16 protein-coding genes are annotated in these 16,218 nt (G+C 68.7%); 12 read left to right on the top strand and 4 right to left on the bottom strand.

What is annotated here, in order from left to right; translation table 11 throughout:
• Positions 1-92: 92 nt before the first annotated feature.
• Together AC1D2F_RS10995 and AC1D2F_RS10990 are read left to right on the top strand one after the other, a co-directional pair.
• Positions 93-464 carry an ATP/GTP-binding protein gene (locus tag AC1D2F_RS10995; RefSeq protein ID WP_476966718.1) on the top strand — a complete coding sequence of 124 codons (372 nt, stop codon included), beginning with the start codon at positions 93-95 and terminating at the stop codon, positions 462-464.
• A gap of 10 nt (positions 465-474) precedes the next feature.
• A complete protein-coding gene (locus AC1D2F_RS10990; protein WP_476966717.1) occupies positions 475-1,272 on the top strand; it encodes an alpha/beta hydrolase in 798 nt (265 codons plus the stop codon).
• A gap of 114 nt (positions 1,273-1,386) precedes the next feature.
• On the opposite strand, the gene AC1D2F_RS10985 is transcribed toward AC1D2F_RS10990, so the two are convergent.
• Positions 1,387-2,691, bottom strand: a complete 1,305-nt coding sequence (locus AC1D2F_RS10985; protein ID WP_364748100.1) for an AI-2E family transporter — start codon at positions 2,689-2,691, stop codon at positions 1,387-1,389.
• Between the two features lie 193 nt (positions 2,692-2,884).
• On the opposite strand from AC1D2F_RS10985, the gene AC1D2F_RS10980 reads away from it, so the two are divergent.
• The 8 genes from AC1D2F_RS10980 to AC1D2F_RS10945 all read left to right on the top strand — a co-directional run bounded on the left by AC1D2F_RS10980 (position 2,885) and on the right by AC1D2F_RS10945 (position 12,627).
• A complete protein-coding gene (locus AC1D2F_RS10980; RefSeq protein WP_476966716.1) occupies positions 2,885-4,747 on the top strand; it encodes a hypothetical protein in 1,863 nt (620 codons plus the stop codon).
• A gap of 56 nt (positions 4,748-4,803) precedes the next feature.
• Positions 4,804-5,829 (top strand): co-chaperone YbbN, encoded by a 1,026-nt coding sequence (locus AC1D2F_RS10975; protein WP_476966715.1) that lies wholly within the window; start codon positions 4,804-4,806, stop codon positions 5,827-5,829.
• The gene (locus tag AC1D2F_RS10970; protein ID WP_476966714.1) at positions 5,829-6,929 is read left to right on the top strand and encodes an NADH:flavin oxidoreductase/NADH oxidase; all 1,101 of its coding nucleotides are present in this window, start codon (positions 5,829-5,831) and stop codon (positions 6,927-6,929) included. The genes AC1D2F_RS10975 and AC1D2F_RS10970 overlap by 1 nt, the downstream gene beginning before the upstream one ends.
• A gap of 89 nt (positions 6,930-7,018) precedes the next feature.
• On the top strand, positions 7,019-7,816 hold the full coding sequence (locus AC1D2F_RS10965; protein ID WP_229993833.1) for an ABC transporter ATP-binding protein: 798 nt from the start codon (positions 7,019-7,021) through the stop codon (positions 7,814-7,816).
• Positions 7,798-9,369: a transporter gene (locus AC1D2F_RS10960; protein ID WP_476966713.1), complete on the top strand. Its 1,572-nt coding sequence runs from the start codon at positions 7,798-7,800 to the stop codon at positions 9,367-9,369. The genes AC1D2F_RS10965 and AC1D2F_RS10960 overlap by 19 nt, the downstream gene beginning before the upstream one ends.
• 60 nt (positions 9,370-9,429) lie before the next feature.
• Complete coding sequence (gene nagB / locus AC1D2F_RS10955) at positions 9,430-10,212, top strand: glucosamine-6-phosphate deaminase (protein ID WP_229993835.1); 783 nt, start codon at positions 9,430-9,432, stop codon at positions 10,210-10,212.
• A gap of 60 nt (positions 10,213-10,272) precedes the next feature.
• A complete protein-coding gene (locus tag AC1D2F_RS10950; protein WP_377985578.1) occupies positions 10,273-10,590 on the top strand; it encodes a DUF3039 domain-containing protein in 318 nt (105 codons plus the stop codon).
• Positions 10,591-10,839: 249 nt separating this feature from the next.
• Positions 10,840-12,627 carry a DEAD/DEAH box helicase gene (locus tag AC1D2F_RS10945; protein WP_476966712.1) on the top strand — a complete coding sequence of 596 codons (1,788 nt, stop codon included), beginning with the start codon at positions 10,840-10,842 and terminating at the stop codon, positions 12,625-12,627.
• Positions 12,628-12,759: 132 nt separating this feature from the next.
• Here the strand turns inward: AC1D2F_RS10945 and AC1D2F_RS10940 are convergent, their stop codons facing one another.
• The 3 genes from AC1D2F_RS10940 to AC1D2F_RS10930 all read right to left on the bottom strand — a co-directional run bounded on the left by AC1D2F_RS10940 (position 12,760) and on the right by AC1D2F_RS10930 (position 15,192).
• Positions 12,760-13,107 carry a hypothetical protein gene (locus AC1D2F_RS10940; protein WP_229993838.1) on the bottom strand — a complete coding sequence of 116 codons (348 nt, stop codon included), beginning with the start codon at positions 13,105-13,107 and terminating at the stop codon, positions 12,760-12,762.
• Positions 13,108-13,191: 84 nt separating this feature from the next.
• The gene (locus tag AC1D2F_RS10935) at positions 13,192-13,863 is read right to left on the bottom strand and encodes an isochorismatase family protein (protein ID WP_476966711.1); all 672 of its coding nucleotides are present in this window, start codon (positions 13,861-13,863) and stop codon (positions 13,192-13,194) included.
• Positions 13,864-15,192 carry a nicotinate phosphoribosyltransferase gene (locus AC1D2F_RS10930; RefSeq protein ID WP_476966710.1) on the bottom strand — a complete coding sequence of 443 codons (1,329 nt, stop codon included), beginning with the start codon at positions 15,190-15,192 and terminating at the stop codon, positions 13,864-13,866.
• 37 nt (positions 15,193-15,229) lie between these two features.
• Here AC1D2F_RS10930 and clpS point away from each other — a divergent pair, with 37 nt between their 5' ends.
• Both clpS and AC1D2F_RS10920 read left to right on the top strand, forming a co-directional pair.
• Positions 15,230-15,595 carry an ATP-dependent Clp protease adapter ClpS gene (gene clpS, locus AC1D2F_RS10925; protein WP_091559570.1) on the top strand — a complete coding sequence of 122 codons (366 nt, stop codon included), beginning with the start codon at positions 15,230-15,232 and terminating at the stop codon, positions 15,593-15,595.
• Positions 15,588-16,154 carry a DUF2017 domain-containing protein gene (locus AC1D2F_RS10920; RefSeq protein WP_229993841.1) on the top strand — a complete coding sequence of 189 codons (567 nt, stop codon included), beginning with the start codon at positions 15,588-15,590 and terminating at the stop codon, positions 16,152-16,154. Before clpS ends, AC1D2F_RS10920 begins: the two co-directional genes overlap by 8 nt.
• Positions 16,155-16,218: the final 64 nt, after the last annotated feature.

The raw sequence follows: 16,218 nt of genomic DNA, 5'->3' as shown, positions 1-16,218 counted from the left end.
GGGCTGGGGCGGCGGGACGGCGGGGCTGCAGCTCAACCGGTGCCGCGGCGGTGACGCAAAGACTGGCAGCCGGTCTGGGGCAGAATGGAGGCATGCCCCGTTCCAACCGACCCCGCCGCGCCAGTTCTGCAAAGTCAGGCTCCGGCAAGAGCGCAGCGCCGGGAAAGGGCAAAGCCCCCGGGGCCAAACACGGCCCGGCGCCGGAGCTCGATCTGGAGCGCGCCCGCTCAGGTTTCGCCCGGCGGGAAAGCGCGCCGGACGGTGAATGGATGGTCCGCCCCATCACCGCCAGCCGCGCCGAGAAGACCTACATCTGCCCGGGCTGCTCCACCGCCGTACTGCCGGGGATCGCCCACCTGGTGGTCTGGTCCGAGGACCACCTCTTTGGCGCCGCCGCGGGTCTCGCCGAGYGCCGCCACTGGCATACCAACTGCTGGACCTCACGGAGCTATCGGTATCGCTAAGCTGGTCAGCATGACTTTTGATCCCGCGTCGCACGTCTTCACCCAGCCGTCAGAGCCGACTGCCATCCGCGCGTCCACCGTCCTTCCGGCCCACCGCGAGAACGTCGAACTCCGTACCTCGGACGGACACCGGCTGGTGGGCGAGCTCGCCCTCCCGGAATCCGGCGAGATCAAGGCAACACTCATTACACTGCACCCGCTGCCGACGCACGGCGGCTTCATGGATTCACACGTCTACCGCAAGGCCTCCTACCGGCTGCCGGCCCTCGCCGGAATCGCCGTACTGCGCTTCAACACCCGTGGCACGTCTTCGCCGCGGGGGACCAGCGGAGGAGCCTTCGAGGAAGGCATCGGCGAGCGTCTGGACGTCGAGGCCGCCGTGCAGTTCGCCGTGGACCGGGGCCTGCCAAACCGGTGGCTCGTGGGCTGGTCCTTCGGCACTGAGCTTGCCCTCATGTACGGCGCCGCTGAGCCCGTCGCCTCGGAGATCGAGGGGGCTGTCCTGCTCTCGCCCCCGCTGCACCGGGCCACGGACGTGCACCTGAAGGAATGGGCCCGGACGGGCAAGCCGCTGAAGGTGCTGGTCCCCGAACACGACGACTACCTGCAGCCGGCTGATGCCGCCGCGAGGTTCGCGCTGGTACCGCAGGCGCAGGTGCTAGGGGTCGACGGCGCCAAGCACCTGTGGGTGGGGGAGAAGTACGCCGGGCGTGTGCTCAACGAGATCGTGGATGAGGTCATCCCCGGCAGCGCCGGAACAGTGCTTCCGCAGGAATGGGACGGACCGGTCGCCACGGCGCACTCCTGACCCGCCGGCGCCTGCCCGAAAAGGGAAATCCGCGCCGAAAAAGGACAGCCGCGCCGGGGATCCACGGTGCGGCTGTCCTTTTTCGGCGCGAAAACCGGCTGCCAGGGGGAACTGTCAGCGGCTGTCCTGGCGCGCGATGAGGATTTCTTTGACCAGCAGCATGATGGCCGCCGCGGTGGGAATAGCGATCAGGGCTCCGAGGACGCCCAGCAGACTGCCGCCGGCGATGACCGAGATGACGGCCACGGCGCCCGGCACCGCCACGGCTTTCTGCATGATCCGCGGCGAGATGAAGTAAGCCTCGAACTGGAGGTAGGCGAAATAGCAGATGGCGAAGACAAGCGCGGTCTGCCAGCCGGCGGTCAGGGCAACGAGCGTCACCAGGAACCCGGCAATCATGCCGCCCACCAGCGGGATGAACGCCAGCAGGGCCACGACGAACGCCAGTAGCGTGGCGAACGGTACGCCGATGATCGACATCACAATGAACGCGAACGTGGCGTTCAGCAGTGCGACGGCGGCCTGGCCGATCACGTAGTTGCCCACCGAACCGGTGATTTCCTCGGACAGGGCTTCAACCCGGGCCCGGCGCGAGCGCGGCGCGAGCCGGTAGCCCCATTTCTTCATCGCGGGAAGGGCGCCGAGGAAGTACAGGCTCAGGACCAGCACGATCAGTGCGCCGAACAGTCCGTTTGCCACGGTGGAGCCGAAGCCCACAACGCCGCCGAAGATGCCGCCCATGGCGTCCGGGTTGTTGACGAACTTCTCCAGCTCCTGGCTGATGCGGTCCCGGATGCCGAACTGGCTGTCAACGCTCCGGAAGAATTCCGAGTCAATGAAATCCTGGACCCACTTGGGCGCCTGCTGCACGATTTGCGTCACCTGCTGCACGATCGTGGGGATCAGGGTGGCGAAAAATGCGGCGACTCCAAGCGCCAGGGTGGATACGGACAGGAGGATGCCGGCGGCCCGGGGGACATTTCGGCGTTCGAGCCAGCGAACCACCGGGTCCAGCCCCAGGGTGATGAAGAGCGCCGTGATGATCCACAAGAGCAGCTGCGTCGTATTTGACCCGATCCAGTAGACCAGGAGGGCGAAGCCGACGCCGACCGTACCCATGAAGCCCATATACAGGGGGTGCTGGGCCGACATGCGCGGACCGGGACTGCCGAAGCGGGCCTCGGTCCCGGCCTCGGCCTCATGCTCCGGCGGCATCTCGAAGCGGATTCTCGGCTGGGCTCCCGGCAGGGGCTGGCGCAGGCGCCGGGCCGCGGACAAAAGGACATTCGCCGCGGCAACCCGGGGGCGGGAGGTTGCGGGCCGGGGGGTGGAGGCGGTTTGCTCGGGGCCGCGTTCCGGGCTGTCGGATTCCTGGGCTTCTTCTTGTCCGGCGGAGGACGAATCCGTATGTTCAGTCACTGCGTTGAATGCCCTTAATTCTCTGCGGCGCCACTGAGGCGGCGCTGGTGTGATGATCACCGCAAACACTATCAGCAGGCTTGTCAGCTCACGGGCGGGGACCCGGCGCGGGAGCCGCGGGCGGGGGTGTGCCCGGGCGCCGATCTGACTCGCGGGTAACAAAATGGTTACTATTGAAGCTAACTGTCCGCTGATGATTGGTAGTATTTTGCGTTTCAAGACTGCAGTCGCCCTGATGCTGCTTGGCCTCCTGACCCTGCTGGCCGGTATTGGCCAGAAGGCGTTTTGGGCTCCCCCGGAGACGATTACGGCCACCGCTCCGACGGGTACGGCCGCGCCGCTGACCGTCTTCGATGAGAAGCTGAGGACGCTGCACCCCGGGACCGTGAAGATCCAAGTCAAGGGCGAGGGTGCCTTCCTGCTGGCCGCCGGGCGGCCCGACGACGTCGACGCCTGGGTGGGCAAGACGGCGCACAACACCGTCGCCGGCGTCTCGGAGGACGGCAAGTCGCTGCAGCTGACGCATACCGACGGCGACGCCGCCGCACCGTCTCCGGCCGGATCGGACCTTTGGGTCGCCACCGAGAACGCCAGCGGTGAAATGGACTACTCGTGGAACGCGCCGGCCGACGGCGACTGGTCCCTCCTCCTCGCGGCGGACGGCACCAAGCCCGCCCCGAGTTCCATCACGATGACGTTCCCGAACGACACCTCGACGCCCTGGGCCATTCCGCTCATGGTGCTCGGCGGCCTGCTGATCATCGCCGGCGCGGCGCTGCTGGTCCTCAAGCCGAAGTCACGCAACCGGACCGGCAACCCGACCGGCGGCAACCCGACCGGCGGCAACCCGACTGGCGGAGGCGGGGACGGCAGCGCGTTCGTCCGCCGCGCGCAGGCCAAGGCCGCGGCACGCCGCGCGGGACAGGGTTCGACGGCACCCGACGCTTCAGCGCCCGAGAAGACAGCATCCGAGCAGAAGAAGGGCTCCGGCACGGCGCGCCGTTCCGGCATCGTGGTGGCCGTGCTGACGGCCGCCGCCGTCGCCGGAACGTCGGTGGCCGCTCAGGCCAGCCAGACGCCCGCGCCGTCGCCGAGCGCACCGGCCGCCACACCCGCTGCCCCGGCCTCCAACAGTGCGGCCCCGGGCACTCCCAATGAGGACCAGACCGGCGATGCGCCGGTGCTGCTGGACGCCCAGTTCCGCCGCGTCCTGGAACAGGTTGCCGGTGCTGTCGATGCAGGAGACGCTGCCAAGGACGCCGCCAAGCTGGCGCCGCGCGTGGCTAAGTCCGAGCTCGAGGTGCGCACGCAGAACTACAAGGTCCGTTCGCAGGTCGGCTCCTACGAGGCCCGCATGCCTGTCCGCTCCATGAAGCTGCTGACCACGGTGGTCACCAACAAGCGCAGCTGGCCCCGCTCCGTCATGGCCGTGACGCAGGGCGAGGGCAACGTCGTCCCGCAGCTGCTGACCCTGACCCAGGCCTCCCCCCGGGAGAACTACAAGCTGGTCAGCAGTACGCCGCTGCAGCCCGGTGCCACCTTCCCGGCGATCGGGCGGGCCGGCACGGAGACGCTGGCATCCGCGGACAAGTCCGGACTCCTGTACAGCGGCGACGAAGCCCTCGCGGGGCTGGGTGACCGCCTGAGCAAGGCAGACTCCGCCTTCAAGGACAAGCTCGTCGAGGGCCAGTCCTCCCCGTACATCGCGGACACCCTCGCCTACCAGGCCGACGTCGTCAGTTCAGGCGTCAACGGCACCTTTGCCTTCACGCACAAGGTGGCCCCCGAGAACACTGTCGTGTTCCGCACCGCCGACGGCGGGGCACTGGTTCTGGGACGCCTGAACTTCTCCTTCGACGGCACTCCGAAGGCCGACGGCGACAAGCTCACAATCGGCGACGACGCGGCCGCCCTGGCCGGCGGCAAGGAGACCAGCACCGGCATGGTGCTGAACTTCGCCGAGTCGGTGGCTGTCTATGTTCCGCCGGCCGGTTCCAAGGATCCGATGAAACTCGTGGCCGCCACCCGGGGCCTGGTCGGGGCCGCTTTCAAGTAGCCCTCGCCGGCGGGCGCGGTGGCGCCGGGCAGGACTTCAATGGCTAGAGTGGAGCTATGACTACGCCAGCTTCCCGCCCGGTCCCGCCCGTTGCCGCCAGCCCGCTGAACCTGCGCGGCGCCGTCGATCTCTCCGCCTTGAAACAGCGGCAGGCGCCGGCCTCTCCGGCACCGGCCGCGCCCGGTCCTGCGGCCGCCGGCCCGGCCGGTTCTGCCGCAGGCCCCGCACCGGCAGCCGGCGCCGCCGACCACTCCGGCCGCCCGCTGCGCGTGGACGTGACCGAGGGCAACTTCCAGGAGCTCGTGGAGCTCTCGGCCCAGGTGCCAGTGGTGATCGCCCTCTGGGCCTCCTACTCGCCAGGCTCCGGCCAGCTGGTGGAGGTCCTCGAAGACATCGTCGAGAGCTACGATGGCCGGCTGGTCCTCGGGGCCGCGGACATCGACGTCTTCCCGGAACTTGCCCAGGCCTTCCAGGTCCAGGCCGTGCCGACCGCCGTCGCGGTCGTGAAGGGCCAGCCCGTTCCGCTCTTCCAGGGCGGCGCGGACGAACAGCAGGTACGCAGCCTGTTCGACGAACTCCTCAAGGTCGCGGCCGCCAACGGCGTGACCGGACAGATTGGCACCGGCGGTCCCGGCGGCGGGGAACCGGAGGCCCCGCCGCTGCCGCCGCTGCACCAGGCAGCGTTCGACGCGATCGAGGCCGGCGACTACGCTGCCGCGGCTGCCGCCTACCGGCAGGCCCTGAACGAGATGCCGGCCGACGCCGAGGCCAAGGCGGGCCTGGCGCAGGTGGAACTCATGGCGCGCCTGCAGACCTTCACGGGGCCCGAGGCAGATGCCCTCCGCCGGCTCGCCGCCGACGAGCCGGACAACCTCGAGGCCCAGCTCGGCGTTGCGGACTTGGATATCGCCGGCGGCCACATCGAGGACGGCCTCGGCCGGATCGTGACGTTCATTGGCCGGAACTTCGGCCCGGAACGGGAGACCGCCCGCGTCCGGCTGCTGGAACTCTTCGACGTCGTCGGCACCGGTGACGAGCGTGTCGCCAAGGCCCGCCAGGGACTGGCCCGGGTGCTGTTCTAGTGGGATCGGCACTCTTCGCGCCGCTGGAGCTGAGGTCCCTGCGGCTGCAGCACCGCGGCTGGGTGTCCCCGATGTGCCAGTACAGCTGCGAGCCCGGCACGGGCGAGGGGGTGCCCACCGACTGGCACCTCATGCACCTGGGCTCCTTTGCCACCGGGGGAGCGGCCCTCATCCTCACCGAGGCCAACTCCGTGAACGCCGCGGGCAGGATCAGCCCCCGCGACGCCGGCCTCTACAACGACCACCAGGCCGCGGCCTGGGAACGCATCACGTCCTTCGTGCACCGCCACGGCACCGCTGAGACCAAGATCGGCACCCAGCTGGCGCACGCCGGCCGGAAGGCGTCGTCCTACTGGCCGTTCTCAGGCAAGAAGGGCAGTGTGCCGGCCTCCGAGGGCGGCTGGGACACTGTGGGTCCCGGCACCGGCGCGTTCGACGGTTACGCGCCGCCCTCGGCGATGACGGAGGCGCAGATCGACGGCGTGATCGCCGACTTCGCCGCCGCCGCCGTGCGGGCCGTCGACGCCGGGTTCGACACGATCGAAATCCATGGCGCCCACGGCTACCTGCTGCACCAGTTCCAGAGCCCACTGATCAACGACCGCACGGACCGCTGGGGCGGGGACGAGGCGGGCCGGAACAGGCTCACGCTCGCTGTGGTGGACGCTGTCCGCGCGGTCATCCCCGACTCCATGCCGCTGTTGCTGCGGATCTCTGCCTCGGACTGGGCGCCGGGCGGGATCGAGGCCGAGGCCTCGGTCCGGATGGCCAGTGCCGCTGCGGAGCGCGGAGTGGACCTTGTGGACGTTTCCAGCGGCGGGGCCGTTGCCCACCAGCAGATTCCCGTGGGCCCCGGGTACCAGACCGGGTTCTCCGCCCGGATCCGGCGCGAAGCCGGGGTCAGGACCGGCACGGTGGGACTTTTGACCTCAGCCGGGCAGGCCGAGCACGCGGTGGCCACCGGCCAGGCCGACGGCGTGTTCATAGCCCGTGCCGCGCTGCGGGACCCGCACTGGTGGCTGCGCGCCGCGTTCGAGCTCGGCCATGACCTTGCGTGGCCGCCGCAGTACGAGCGGGCCATACCCCGGCATTTGTTTTAGACCGCCGGTGGCGGAGGCGGTTCGCGCGGGCGGAAACCTACGCCTTGCGGACGATCCTTTTCGCGCCGGCGGAGCGTTAGTCTGGCGTCATGACATTCCAGCCCCCGGTGCCGCCCGGCCCGTCCTCGCCGCCGGTTCCTGCCCTGTCCCTGCGCGGCCTCGCCAAGCGCTTCGGCGACAAGATCGCCGTCGACGGCATCAGCCTGGACGTCCCGGCCGGATCCTTCTACGGGGTGGTCGGCCCCAACGGCGCCGGCAAGACCACCACCTTGTCCATGGCGACGGGCCTGCTGCGCCCCGATTTCGGCACCGCGCTGGTCCACGGCGTCGACGTCTGGCAGCATCCGCTGGAGGCCAAGAAGCTGATGGGGATCCTGCCCGACGGCGTCCGGCTGTTCGACCGCCTCAGCGGCGAGCAGCTGGTCACCTACGCCGGCCTGCTGCGCGGGATGGACCGGGAGATGGTGGCGTCGCGGGTGGCGGAACTGCTCGCAGCGCTGGACCTGGGCAATGACGCCGGCACGCTGGTGGTGGACTACTCCGCCGGCATGACCAAGAAGATCGCGCTGGCCTCGGCGCTGATCCACGCACCACGGCTCCTGGTCCTCGACGAGCCGTTCGAATCGGTGGATCCGATCTCCGCGGCGAACATCCGCGACATCCTGGACCGCTACGTTGCCTCGGGCGGCACAGTCATCGTCTCCAGCCACGTCATGGACCTGGTCCAGCGCATGTGCGACCACGTCGCCGTCGTCGCCGGCGGCCGGGTCCTCGCCGCCGGCACCGTGGAGGAAGTCCGCGCCGGGGCCAGCCTCGAGGACCGCTTCGTGCAGCTCGTGGGCGGCCGGAACCATACGGAAGGGCTGGAATGGTTGCGCACCTTCTGAGGCTCAAGCTGACCCTGCTGCGCAACAGCGTCCGGCGCAGCCCGTGGCAGCTTGTGGGCCTCGGGATCGGCACCCTGTATGCCCTGGGAATCGTGGTTCTGCTTGCGGGCGGGCTGTTCGTCCTGCGCGGCCAGGAGATCGAGCTCGCGCAGACCGTGGTGGTCCTGGGCGGCGCGACGGCCCTGCTGGGCTGGGCCATCGTTCCGGTCGCGGTCTCCGCCGCGGACATGACCCTGGACCCTGCCCGCTTCACCACCTTCGCCGTGCCCATGCCGCAGCTGCTGGCAGGGCTGGCGCTGGGCGGCCTGATCGGCATTCCGGGCCTGGCAACCTCGCTGGTTGCCCTCGCCACGGTGGGCACCTGGTCCCGCAGCCTGCCGGCCGCGTCCGGCGCCCTGGTGGGTGCCGTGCTGGGCGTGCTGAGCTGCGTCGTGCTCTCCAAGGTCGTGACCACGGCCACCGCCGGCCTGGCAAGCTCCCGGCGCTTCAAGGACATCAGCGCCGTCGCCTTCCTCATCCCGCTCGTGCTCACAGGCCCCATCGTGGCGGGCATCGCGAGGGGAATCGCGGGTTCGGGCGATTTCCTGACCAGTCTGGCCCGGACACTGTCCTGGACGCCGGCCGGGGCGGCCTTCGCGCTCGGCGGCGACCTCGCCGCCGGCAACTACGGGGCCGCGGCCGTGAAATTCCTCATCGCCGTGGCCACACTGGCGGGCCTGGCCCTGGCGTGGAAGGTCCTGCTGCAGCGTGCCCTGGTGACCCCGCCCTACGCCGGGACCGCCAAGCGGCGGACCGGCGGCGCGGGCCTGTTCAGGCTGCTCCCGGCGACACCGGCCGCCGCCGTCGCCGCGAGGTCCCTGTACTACTGGCTGCGGGATCCCCGCTATGCCGGCGCGCTGGTGGTGGTTCCGCTGCTGCCCGTGCTGTTCCTGTTCCAAGGCAGCCAGAGCGGGTTCTACGGCCCGTTCCAGTTCGTCGGGCCGCTGACGGCCTTCCTTCTGGCCTGGTCCATTTCCTCGGACGTCTCCTATGACAGCACCGCGTTCGCCCTGCACGTGGCCACCGGTGTGCGCGGCGCCGACGACCGCCTCGGCCGGGCGCTGGCGTGCCTGAGCTTCGCGCTGCCCGTGGTCCTCATCTTCAGTGTCGGACCGTTCTTCTTCACCGGCGACTGGGACAAGCTGCCTGCAGTCCTTGGCCTCTCGCTCGGCGTCCTCTTCAGCGGTCTGGGCCTGGCCTCGGTGATCTCGGCGCGCTACACCGTGAGCGTCCCGCTGCCGGGAGACAGCCCGTTCAAGAAACCGCCGGGCAACGTGGCCCAGACCCTCGCCGTGCAGTTCGGCGGCATGGCCGTGCTGATGGTACTTGTGGCGCCCGAAGTGGCACTCGTGGCCGCACAGTACATCACCGGCAGCCCCGTGCCGGGCTGGATCACGCTTGTCCTCGGACCCGTGCTGGGCCTCGCGCTTTTCGCCACCGGCGTGCGGGCCGGCGGAGCATGGCTGGACCGGCGGGGGCCGGAGCTGCTGGCACAACTGGCCGTCAACCGCTGACGGGTGCATGCTGGGAGTGCCCGGACTCGAACGCCAGGTAAGCCAGGTAAAGGCAGGATCATGGAAGTTGTCATCCTTCCCGGAAGCAAGCAGATCGCGTCGCTTGCGGCGGACGCGGTGGAGGCCCTTCTTCGCCGCAAGCCCGACGCCGTGCTGGGCCTGGCAACCGGTTCCTCGCCGCTGCCGATCTACGGCGAGCTGGCCCTACGGCACGAGCGCGACGGCCTGGACTTCAGCCAGGTCCGCGCCTTCGCCCTGGATGAGTACGTGGGACTGCCCGCCGGCCACCCGGAGTCCTACCGGGAGGTGATCGCGCGCGAGTTCACCGCCCGCGTGAACATCAGCCCGGCCAACGTCCACGTGCCCGACGGCGCCGCGGCGGACATCCCGGCAGCCTGCCAGGAGTATGAAGACGCCATCCGCGCCGCCGGGGGAGTGGACCTGCAGCTCCTCGGCGTCGGAACGGACGGCCACATCGGGTTCAATGAACCGGGCTCGTCGCTGGCGTCCCGGACCCGGATCAAGACCCTGATCGAGCAGACACGCCGGGACAACGCACGGTTTTTCGGCAGCCTGGCCGCCGTGCCGCACCACGTCCTGACCCAGGGCCTGGGCACCATCCTGGATGCCCGCCACGTCATCCTGGTCGCCACCGGTGCGCAAAAGGCCCAGGCCGTCCGGGATCTCGCGGAGGGCCCCGTCGCCGCCATCTGTGCGGCCTCCGTACTGCAGCTGCACCCGCACGCCACCGTCCTCCTGGACGAGGCGGCGGCGTCGTCGCTGCGGCTGGCGGACTACTACCGCCACAGCTACGACCACAAACCTGCCTGGCAGGGCCTTTAGGCCCCGACGCCGGCATCCCGCAGGTCCGGCGGCGGACTTCCACCGGCTAAGATGGGTGTCATGACTAGCATGACCGATCCTCTCGAAAACGATCCGATGCGCGAGCTCTCCGGAGCCGGGACGTCTACGGCCACGATCGAGCGCGAGGAACTGCGCCAGGAAGTTGAGCCCGGTGACCGGGAGCGCTTCTCGCACTACGTGCGCAAGGAAAAGATCATGGAATCCGCGCTGACCGGTGACCCGGTCATCGCGCTCTGCGGCAAGGTCTGGACACCGGGCCGGGACCCCCAGAAGTTCCCCGTGTGCCCTGAATGCAAGGAAGTCTACGAGGGCCTGCGCCCCGGGAACGACGGCGGCAAGGGCTCCGGCGACAAGTAGCGGCAGTACGGCAAAAACGGAACAAGCAGGTTCCGTTAGCCGTCCCTGACGGCGTTTCTTCATGCTGGCGTGCCTTTGCGCCCCGATTTCCTGCTCTGTTGCTCTGCTGTCTTCCTGCTTGCCGGTCCATGCTGTCCGGGTACTTCCCTGTGCGGGATTCCGCCGGGTCCATCCGAAAAAGATTGGTGTTTTTGTGCTTAATTGGGTTTCTCCGTCGGCTGCAGCCATGCGCGGTTGGAGGGCGCCTCAATGACAGAGACACTTTTCGGCGGACCCACGCTTCCCCCCGCCTATCCCGAGCGGGCTGCCTGGGGCACCGCCCCCAAGCTGCGCGCCTGGCAGCAGGAGGCGCTGGACAGCTACTTCAGCATCCATCCCAAGGATTTCCTTGCTGTGGCAACCCCCGGCGCAGGTAAGACCACGTTCGCCCTGCGCGTGGCGTCCATGCTCATCGATTCCGGTGTGGTCAACCGCGTGACCATCGTGGCGCCCACTGACCACCTGAAGMGCCAGTGGGCCGACGCCGCGGCGCGGGTGGGCATCGCGATCGACCCGAACTTCAAGAACGCCGACGGCCAGCATGGCCGCGGGTTCATCGGCGTCGCAGTGACCTACGCCCAGGTGGCCAGTAAGCCCATGCTGCACCGCGCCAAGACCGAGGCCGCCCGCACGCTGGTGATCCTGGACGAAATCCACCACGGCGGCGAGGCGCTGTCCTGGGGCGACGGCCTGCGCGAGGCGTTCGACCCCGCGGCCCGCCGGCTGTCCCTGACCGGTACCCCGTTCCGTTCCGATACCTCGCCGATCCCGTTCGTGGAGTATGCCGAGGACCGCGACGGGATCCGCCGCTCCAAGGCCGACTACACCTACGGTTACGGCAAGGCGCTGCGCGACCATGTGGTCCGCCCGGTCATGTTCATGGCGTACTCCGGCCAAATGCGCTGGCGCACGAGCGCCGGGGACGAAATGGCGGCCTCGCTTGGAGAATCCGCCGTCACGAAGGACATCACCTCGCAGGCCTGGCGCACCGCGCTGAACCCGGCCGGCGAATGGATCCCCGCCGTCCTTGCCGGCGCGGACAAACGTCTCAGCGAAGTCCGGCGCAGCGTCCCGGATGCCGGCGGCCTGGTCATTGCCACCGACCACGAGGATGCGCGCGCCTACGCCGGCCAGCTGAAGAAGATCACCGGCGAATCGCCCACCGTCATCCTCTCCGACGACGCCAAGGCCTCCAGCAAGATCGAGGAATTCACCGCCAGCGAGAAGCGCTGGATGGTGGCCGTCCGGATGGTTTCCGAAGGCGTGGACGTGCCGCGGCTGTCGGTCGGCGTCTATGCCACCTCGACCTCCACTCCGCTGTTCTTCGCCCAGGCCGTGGGGCGCTTCGTGCGTGCCCGCAAGCGCGGCGAGACGGCGTCGGTCTTCCTGCCCTCTGTGCCGCAGCTGATGGCGCTGGCCAACTCGATGGAGGCCGAGCGCGACCACGCCCTGGACCGCCCGGAGAAGGAAGACAGCGACGGCCTCTTCAATCCTGAGGACTCCCTCATGGACGAGGCGAACCGCGAGGAGAAGGCCTCTGACTCCCTGATGAAGGGCAAATTCGAGGCCCTCGACTCCCAGGCGTCCTTTGACCGCGTCCTCTTCGACGGCGGCGAGTTCGGCACCGGCGGCGAGGTGGGCTCGGAGGACGAGCTCGACTTCCTCGGAATCCCCGGCCTGCTGGACGCTGAACAGGTCGGCACGCTGTTGCGCCAGCGCCAGCACGAACAGCTGAACCGGAAGAACAAGCGCTCCCCGCAGGCTGACGCCCTACCCGCGGCAACCCCGGCCGTGCCGGACCACCGGATGCTCATGGACCTGCGCACCGAGCTGGCCAAGAACGTCGCGGCCTGGTCAGCCCGCACCGGGACCCCGCACGGGGTCATCCACACCAAACTCCGCACCGTCTGCGGCGGCCCGGCCGTCGCGCAGGCCAACGAGGAGCAGCTGCAGACCCGGCTGCGGAAGCTCCAGGACTGGTTCATCGGCCGGAAGTAGCCGCAACAAAAAGACAACGGCAACACGCAAGAGGCAAAAGCAGAGGGCAAAAGTAGGGGGACCAGGCCGATGGCCTGGTCCCCCTACTGTTTACCCTGCTTTGTTTAGCGCGATTCGGCTACTGGCCTATCGTTACTGGCCGGTGCCGCAGACCTGGCCGTAGGTCTGGCCTGCCGCGGTGTAGTCGGCCTTCATTTCCTCGAGCTTGGCGGTGTCCGGGGCGGGCTTGGCCGACTCGTCAAAGTATTCGATGATGGTCTGCAGCGGTGCCCGCAGGTCCTCGGAGGCCGCCGCCTTGATGGGCCGCAGCTGGTTGGCAACCCTGGTCATGCCGGCCTTGTCCGACGTGGCTGACTGGGCGGAGACCACGGTCTTGACCCGGGCGCAGGTTTCCTCGTTGGTCAGCTGCGGCGTGGCCGAGCAGCCGGCCGCGCCGAGCAGCGCTCCGGCGGCAATCAGAACGGTCAGGGTTTTCTTCATGGTGTACTCCGGGGTTCTACGGGTCGGTCATTATGGCAAGGCTGGCGATAGGGCAAGGATTTCGAGTCTACTGCGGCGGCGGGCTCAGAGGACATCGACGCCGCCGAGCTCCATCTCGGCCACGGCGTCGTCCAGGTCTTCTCCGATTCCGACCGTCAAACCGCGCAGCACCGTGACGGAATAGCCGGCCTGGACGGCATCCAGGGCGGTCGCCTTGACGCAGTAGTCCGTGGCGATCCCCACCACCACGATGTCCTCGACGTCGTGGCTCTGCAGCCAGTCGTCCAGACCGATCGCATCGTCGCCAACGGCGAAGGGACTCAATGCTTCGTCGGTGTCGGTGCCGGTGCCCGTGCCGGTGCCGGAAACAGGCATGGCACCGGGCTTGCGGTCCCCGGTGGGGACGTCGTCCTCGGGGGCCAGAAGTCCTTCGAAGCCGGAGTATGCCGCGGCGAACTGGCCTTTGCGGAAGTACGCCTGGATGTGTTCGGGATCGAGATCGGGATGCAGGTCGGCCCCGCGGGTGCCGGCCACGCAGTGCGGCGGCCAGCTGTCCACGAAATCAGGTTCCTCCGAGAAATGCGCACCGGGTTCGATGTGCCAGTCCTGGGTGGCCACGACGTGGTCAAACTGGCCATGGTGTGCGTCAACGTACTCGCTGATCTCCCCGGCGAGGTTCGCCCCGCCGGCGACGGGCAGGGCACCTCCCTCACAGAAGTCGTTTTGGACGTCAACGATGATCAGGGCGCGGGACATTTAGTCCTCCTCGTAGATGGTGGGGATTGCCGCCTCGCCGCGCTGCAGCCGGTTGACCACCGCGGGAAGCTCCCGCATGGTCTCCGCGTGGCGCCGGCGCGCGCGCTGGACCCCCTCGGGGCCGGTCCACCCGGGCAGGAGCTCGCCGTTCTTGACGAACTGCTCCAGCAGCGGACGGTCGTTGCCGTCGTCCTCCGGGTGATGGCCGACGCCGACGATTTCAGCGGTGGCGGTCCCGCGCTCGTTGAGCCTGCGCAGCGCGTACTTCCGGCCGCCCTTGCTGGACTTGTTCTTGGCGGCTTTGGCGACGGAGATGAAGTCGCCTTCATCGTCGGTGCGGCTGACGAGCTTGTAGACCATGCTCGCCGTCGGAGCACCGGAACCGGTCACCAGCGAGGTGCCCACGCCGTAGGCGTCCACCGGGGCGGACGCCAGCGCCGCGATCGCGAATTCGTCGAGGTCTGAGGTCACCACGATCTTGGTGTGGTCGTTGCCGAGTTCGTCGAGCAGTTGCCGGACCCACTGGGCCTGGGCCACGAGGTCGCCGGAGTCCAGCCGGACGGCGCCCAGCTTGTCCCCGGCGAGGTCGACTGCGCTGCGGACGGCCGCTTCGACGTCGTACGTGTCCACCAGGAGGGAAGTGTCCGGCCCGAAGGCGGCAATCTGGGCCTCGAAGGCCTCACGCTCGGTGTCATGGAGGAGGGTGAAGGAATGGGCGGCCGTGCCCACCGTCTTCAGCCCGTAGCGCAATCCGGCCTCCAGATTGGAGGTGCTGTCGAACCCGGCAATGACCGCGGCGCGGGCTGCGGCGGCCGCCGATTCCTCGTGCGTCCGCCGGGACCCCATCTCGATGCACGGACGGGTTCCGGCCGCGGAGATCATCCGGGAGGCGGCCGAGGCGATCGCGCAGTCATGGTTGAGCACGGAGAGCAGGTACGTCTCAAGGATGCAGGCCTCGGCGAACGTGGACTCCACGATCAGCACCGGGGAGTTCGGGAAGTACGCCTCACCCTCCGGGTAGCCCCAGATGTCGCCGGAAAAGCTGTAATCGGCCAGGTACTCCAGGGTCTGGTCGTTGACCACCTTGGTCCGGCGCAGGTAGTCCAGTTCAGGCTCGCCGAAGCGGAAGTTCGCGATCCCCTCCAGCAGCCGGCCCGTGCCTGCCACGATCCCGTAGCGGCGCCCGTCCGGCAGCCTCCGGGCAAAGGCCTCGAAGACCGATTTCCGGTGGGCTGCGCCGGACTGCAGAGCACCCTGCAGCATGGTCAGCTCGTAATGGTCGGTGTACAGGGACGTGCGGGGACGGTCCCAGCCAGCGGAGGTACTCACAAATTCACTCTAGTGTGCATCCCCATAGAATGGACAGATGACCCTCAGCGTTGCGCTCGGCCCCGACACACGGGAGAGCACCCAGACCGGAACAGTGACGTCCGGCGACGTGCTGACCGCCCCGGACATCCCCTGGAACCTCGTGATCTGGAACGATCCCGTGAACCTGATGAGCTACGTGAGCTACGTGTTCCGCAGCTATTTCGGCTACTCGGAGGCCAAGGCCAACAAGCTCATGATGGAGGTCCACAAGAAGGGCCGCTCGATCGTGGCGCACGGCAGCAAGGAACAGGTGGAGCAGCACGCCGTCGCCATGCATGGCTACGGCCTCTGGGCGACGGTGGAAAAAGCCACGGGCGGCAACGCGGGCGGCTCCGGCAAAGGCAAGGGAAAACGTGGCTAAGGCATTCAAGTACGGGCTCAAGGGCATCAAGGGCTATCTTGAGCCGGCCGAGCGGGAACTGCTGCGAAGCCTCTTTGACGACGTGATTTCCATGCTTGAACCGGAGGTACGCGCCAACGAGGACCCGCTGGCCGCCCTGGTGGGCCTGGACACCGAGGCCCGCGAACCCTCGGACCGCGCCATGCGGCGGCTGCTGCCGAACGTGATGAAGAACGACGACGACGCCTCCCTTGAGTTCCGCCGCTACACCGAGCGGTCGCTGCGCGAAAACAAGATCGGCGCGCTGAAGGCGGCCGCCCTGAGCCTGGACCGGGACGACCTCGTCCTGACCCCGGACGACGCCCGGCACTGGGCCACCGCGCTCAACGATGTCCGGCTGGTGCTGGCCGAACGCCTCGACATCCGTGACGACGCCGACGCGGACAACGTCCACCTCATGCAGGACTGGGCCCAGGCCGAGGACGTGGAAAGCTACCTGGCCCTCGTGTACAACTTCACCACGTGGCTGCAGGAGTCGCTGGTCCAGGCCATGGTGCACTCGCTCGATGCCCGGCGCTGAGCGCGGGCGTGTGACCCATGAGACACGAGTTGCACGCCACAATGTGATGGCCGCCCCCGGGGGG

The sequence above is a fragment of the Arthrobacter sp. P1_B3 genome (assembly GCF_056406615.1).
The sequence above is the reverse complement of the archived record's forward strand: the minus strand, read 5'-3'. Positions and strand labels throughout refer to the sequence as shown.

Bases quoted from the DNA above. Each gene is read 5' to 3' on its own strand.
- AC1D2F_RS10990 (WP_476966717.1), top strand. From the start codon at position 475: ATGACTTTTGATCCCGCGTCGCACGTCTTCACCCAGCCGTCAGAGCCG.
- AC1D2F_RS10980 (WP_476966716.1), top strand. From the start codon at position 2,885: ATGATTGGTAGTATTTTGCGTTTCAAGACTGCAGTCGCCCTGATGCTG.
- AC1D2F_RS10975 (WP_476966715.1), top strand. From the start codon at position 4,804: ATGACTACGCCAGCTTCCCGCCCGGTCCCGCCCGTTGCCGCCAGCCCG.
- AC1D2F_RS10965 (WP_229993833.1), top strand. From the start codon at position 7,019: ATGACATTCCAGCCCCCGGTGCCGCCCGGCCCGTCCTCGCCGCCGGTT.
- AC1D2F_RS10960 (WP_476966713.1), top strand. From the start codon at position 7,798: ATGGTTGCGCACCTTCTGAGGCTCAAGCTGACCCTGCTGCGCAACAGC.
- nagB (WP_229993835.1), top strand. From the start codon at position 9,430: ATGGAAGTTGTCATCCTTCCCGGAAGCAAGCAGATCGCGTCGCTTGCG.
- AC1D2F_RS10950 (WP_377985578.1), top strand. From the start codon at position 10,273: ATGACTAGCATGACCGATCCTCTCGAAAACGATCCGATGCGCGAGCTC.
- AC1D2F_RS10940 (WP_229993838.1), bottom strand. From the start codon at position 13,107: ATGAAGAAAACCCTGACCGTTCTGATTGCCGCCGGAGCGCTGCTCGGC.
- AC1D2F_RS10935 (WP_476966711.1), bottom strand. From the start codon at position 13,863: ATGTCCCGCGCCCTGATCATCGTTGACGTCCAAAACGACTTCTGTGAG.
- clpS (WP_091559570.1), top strand. From the start codon at position 15,230: ATGACCCTCAGCGTTGCGCTCGGCCCCGACACACGGGAGAGCACCCAG.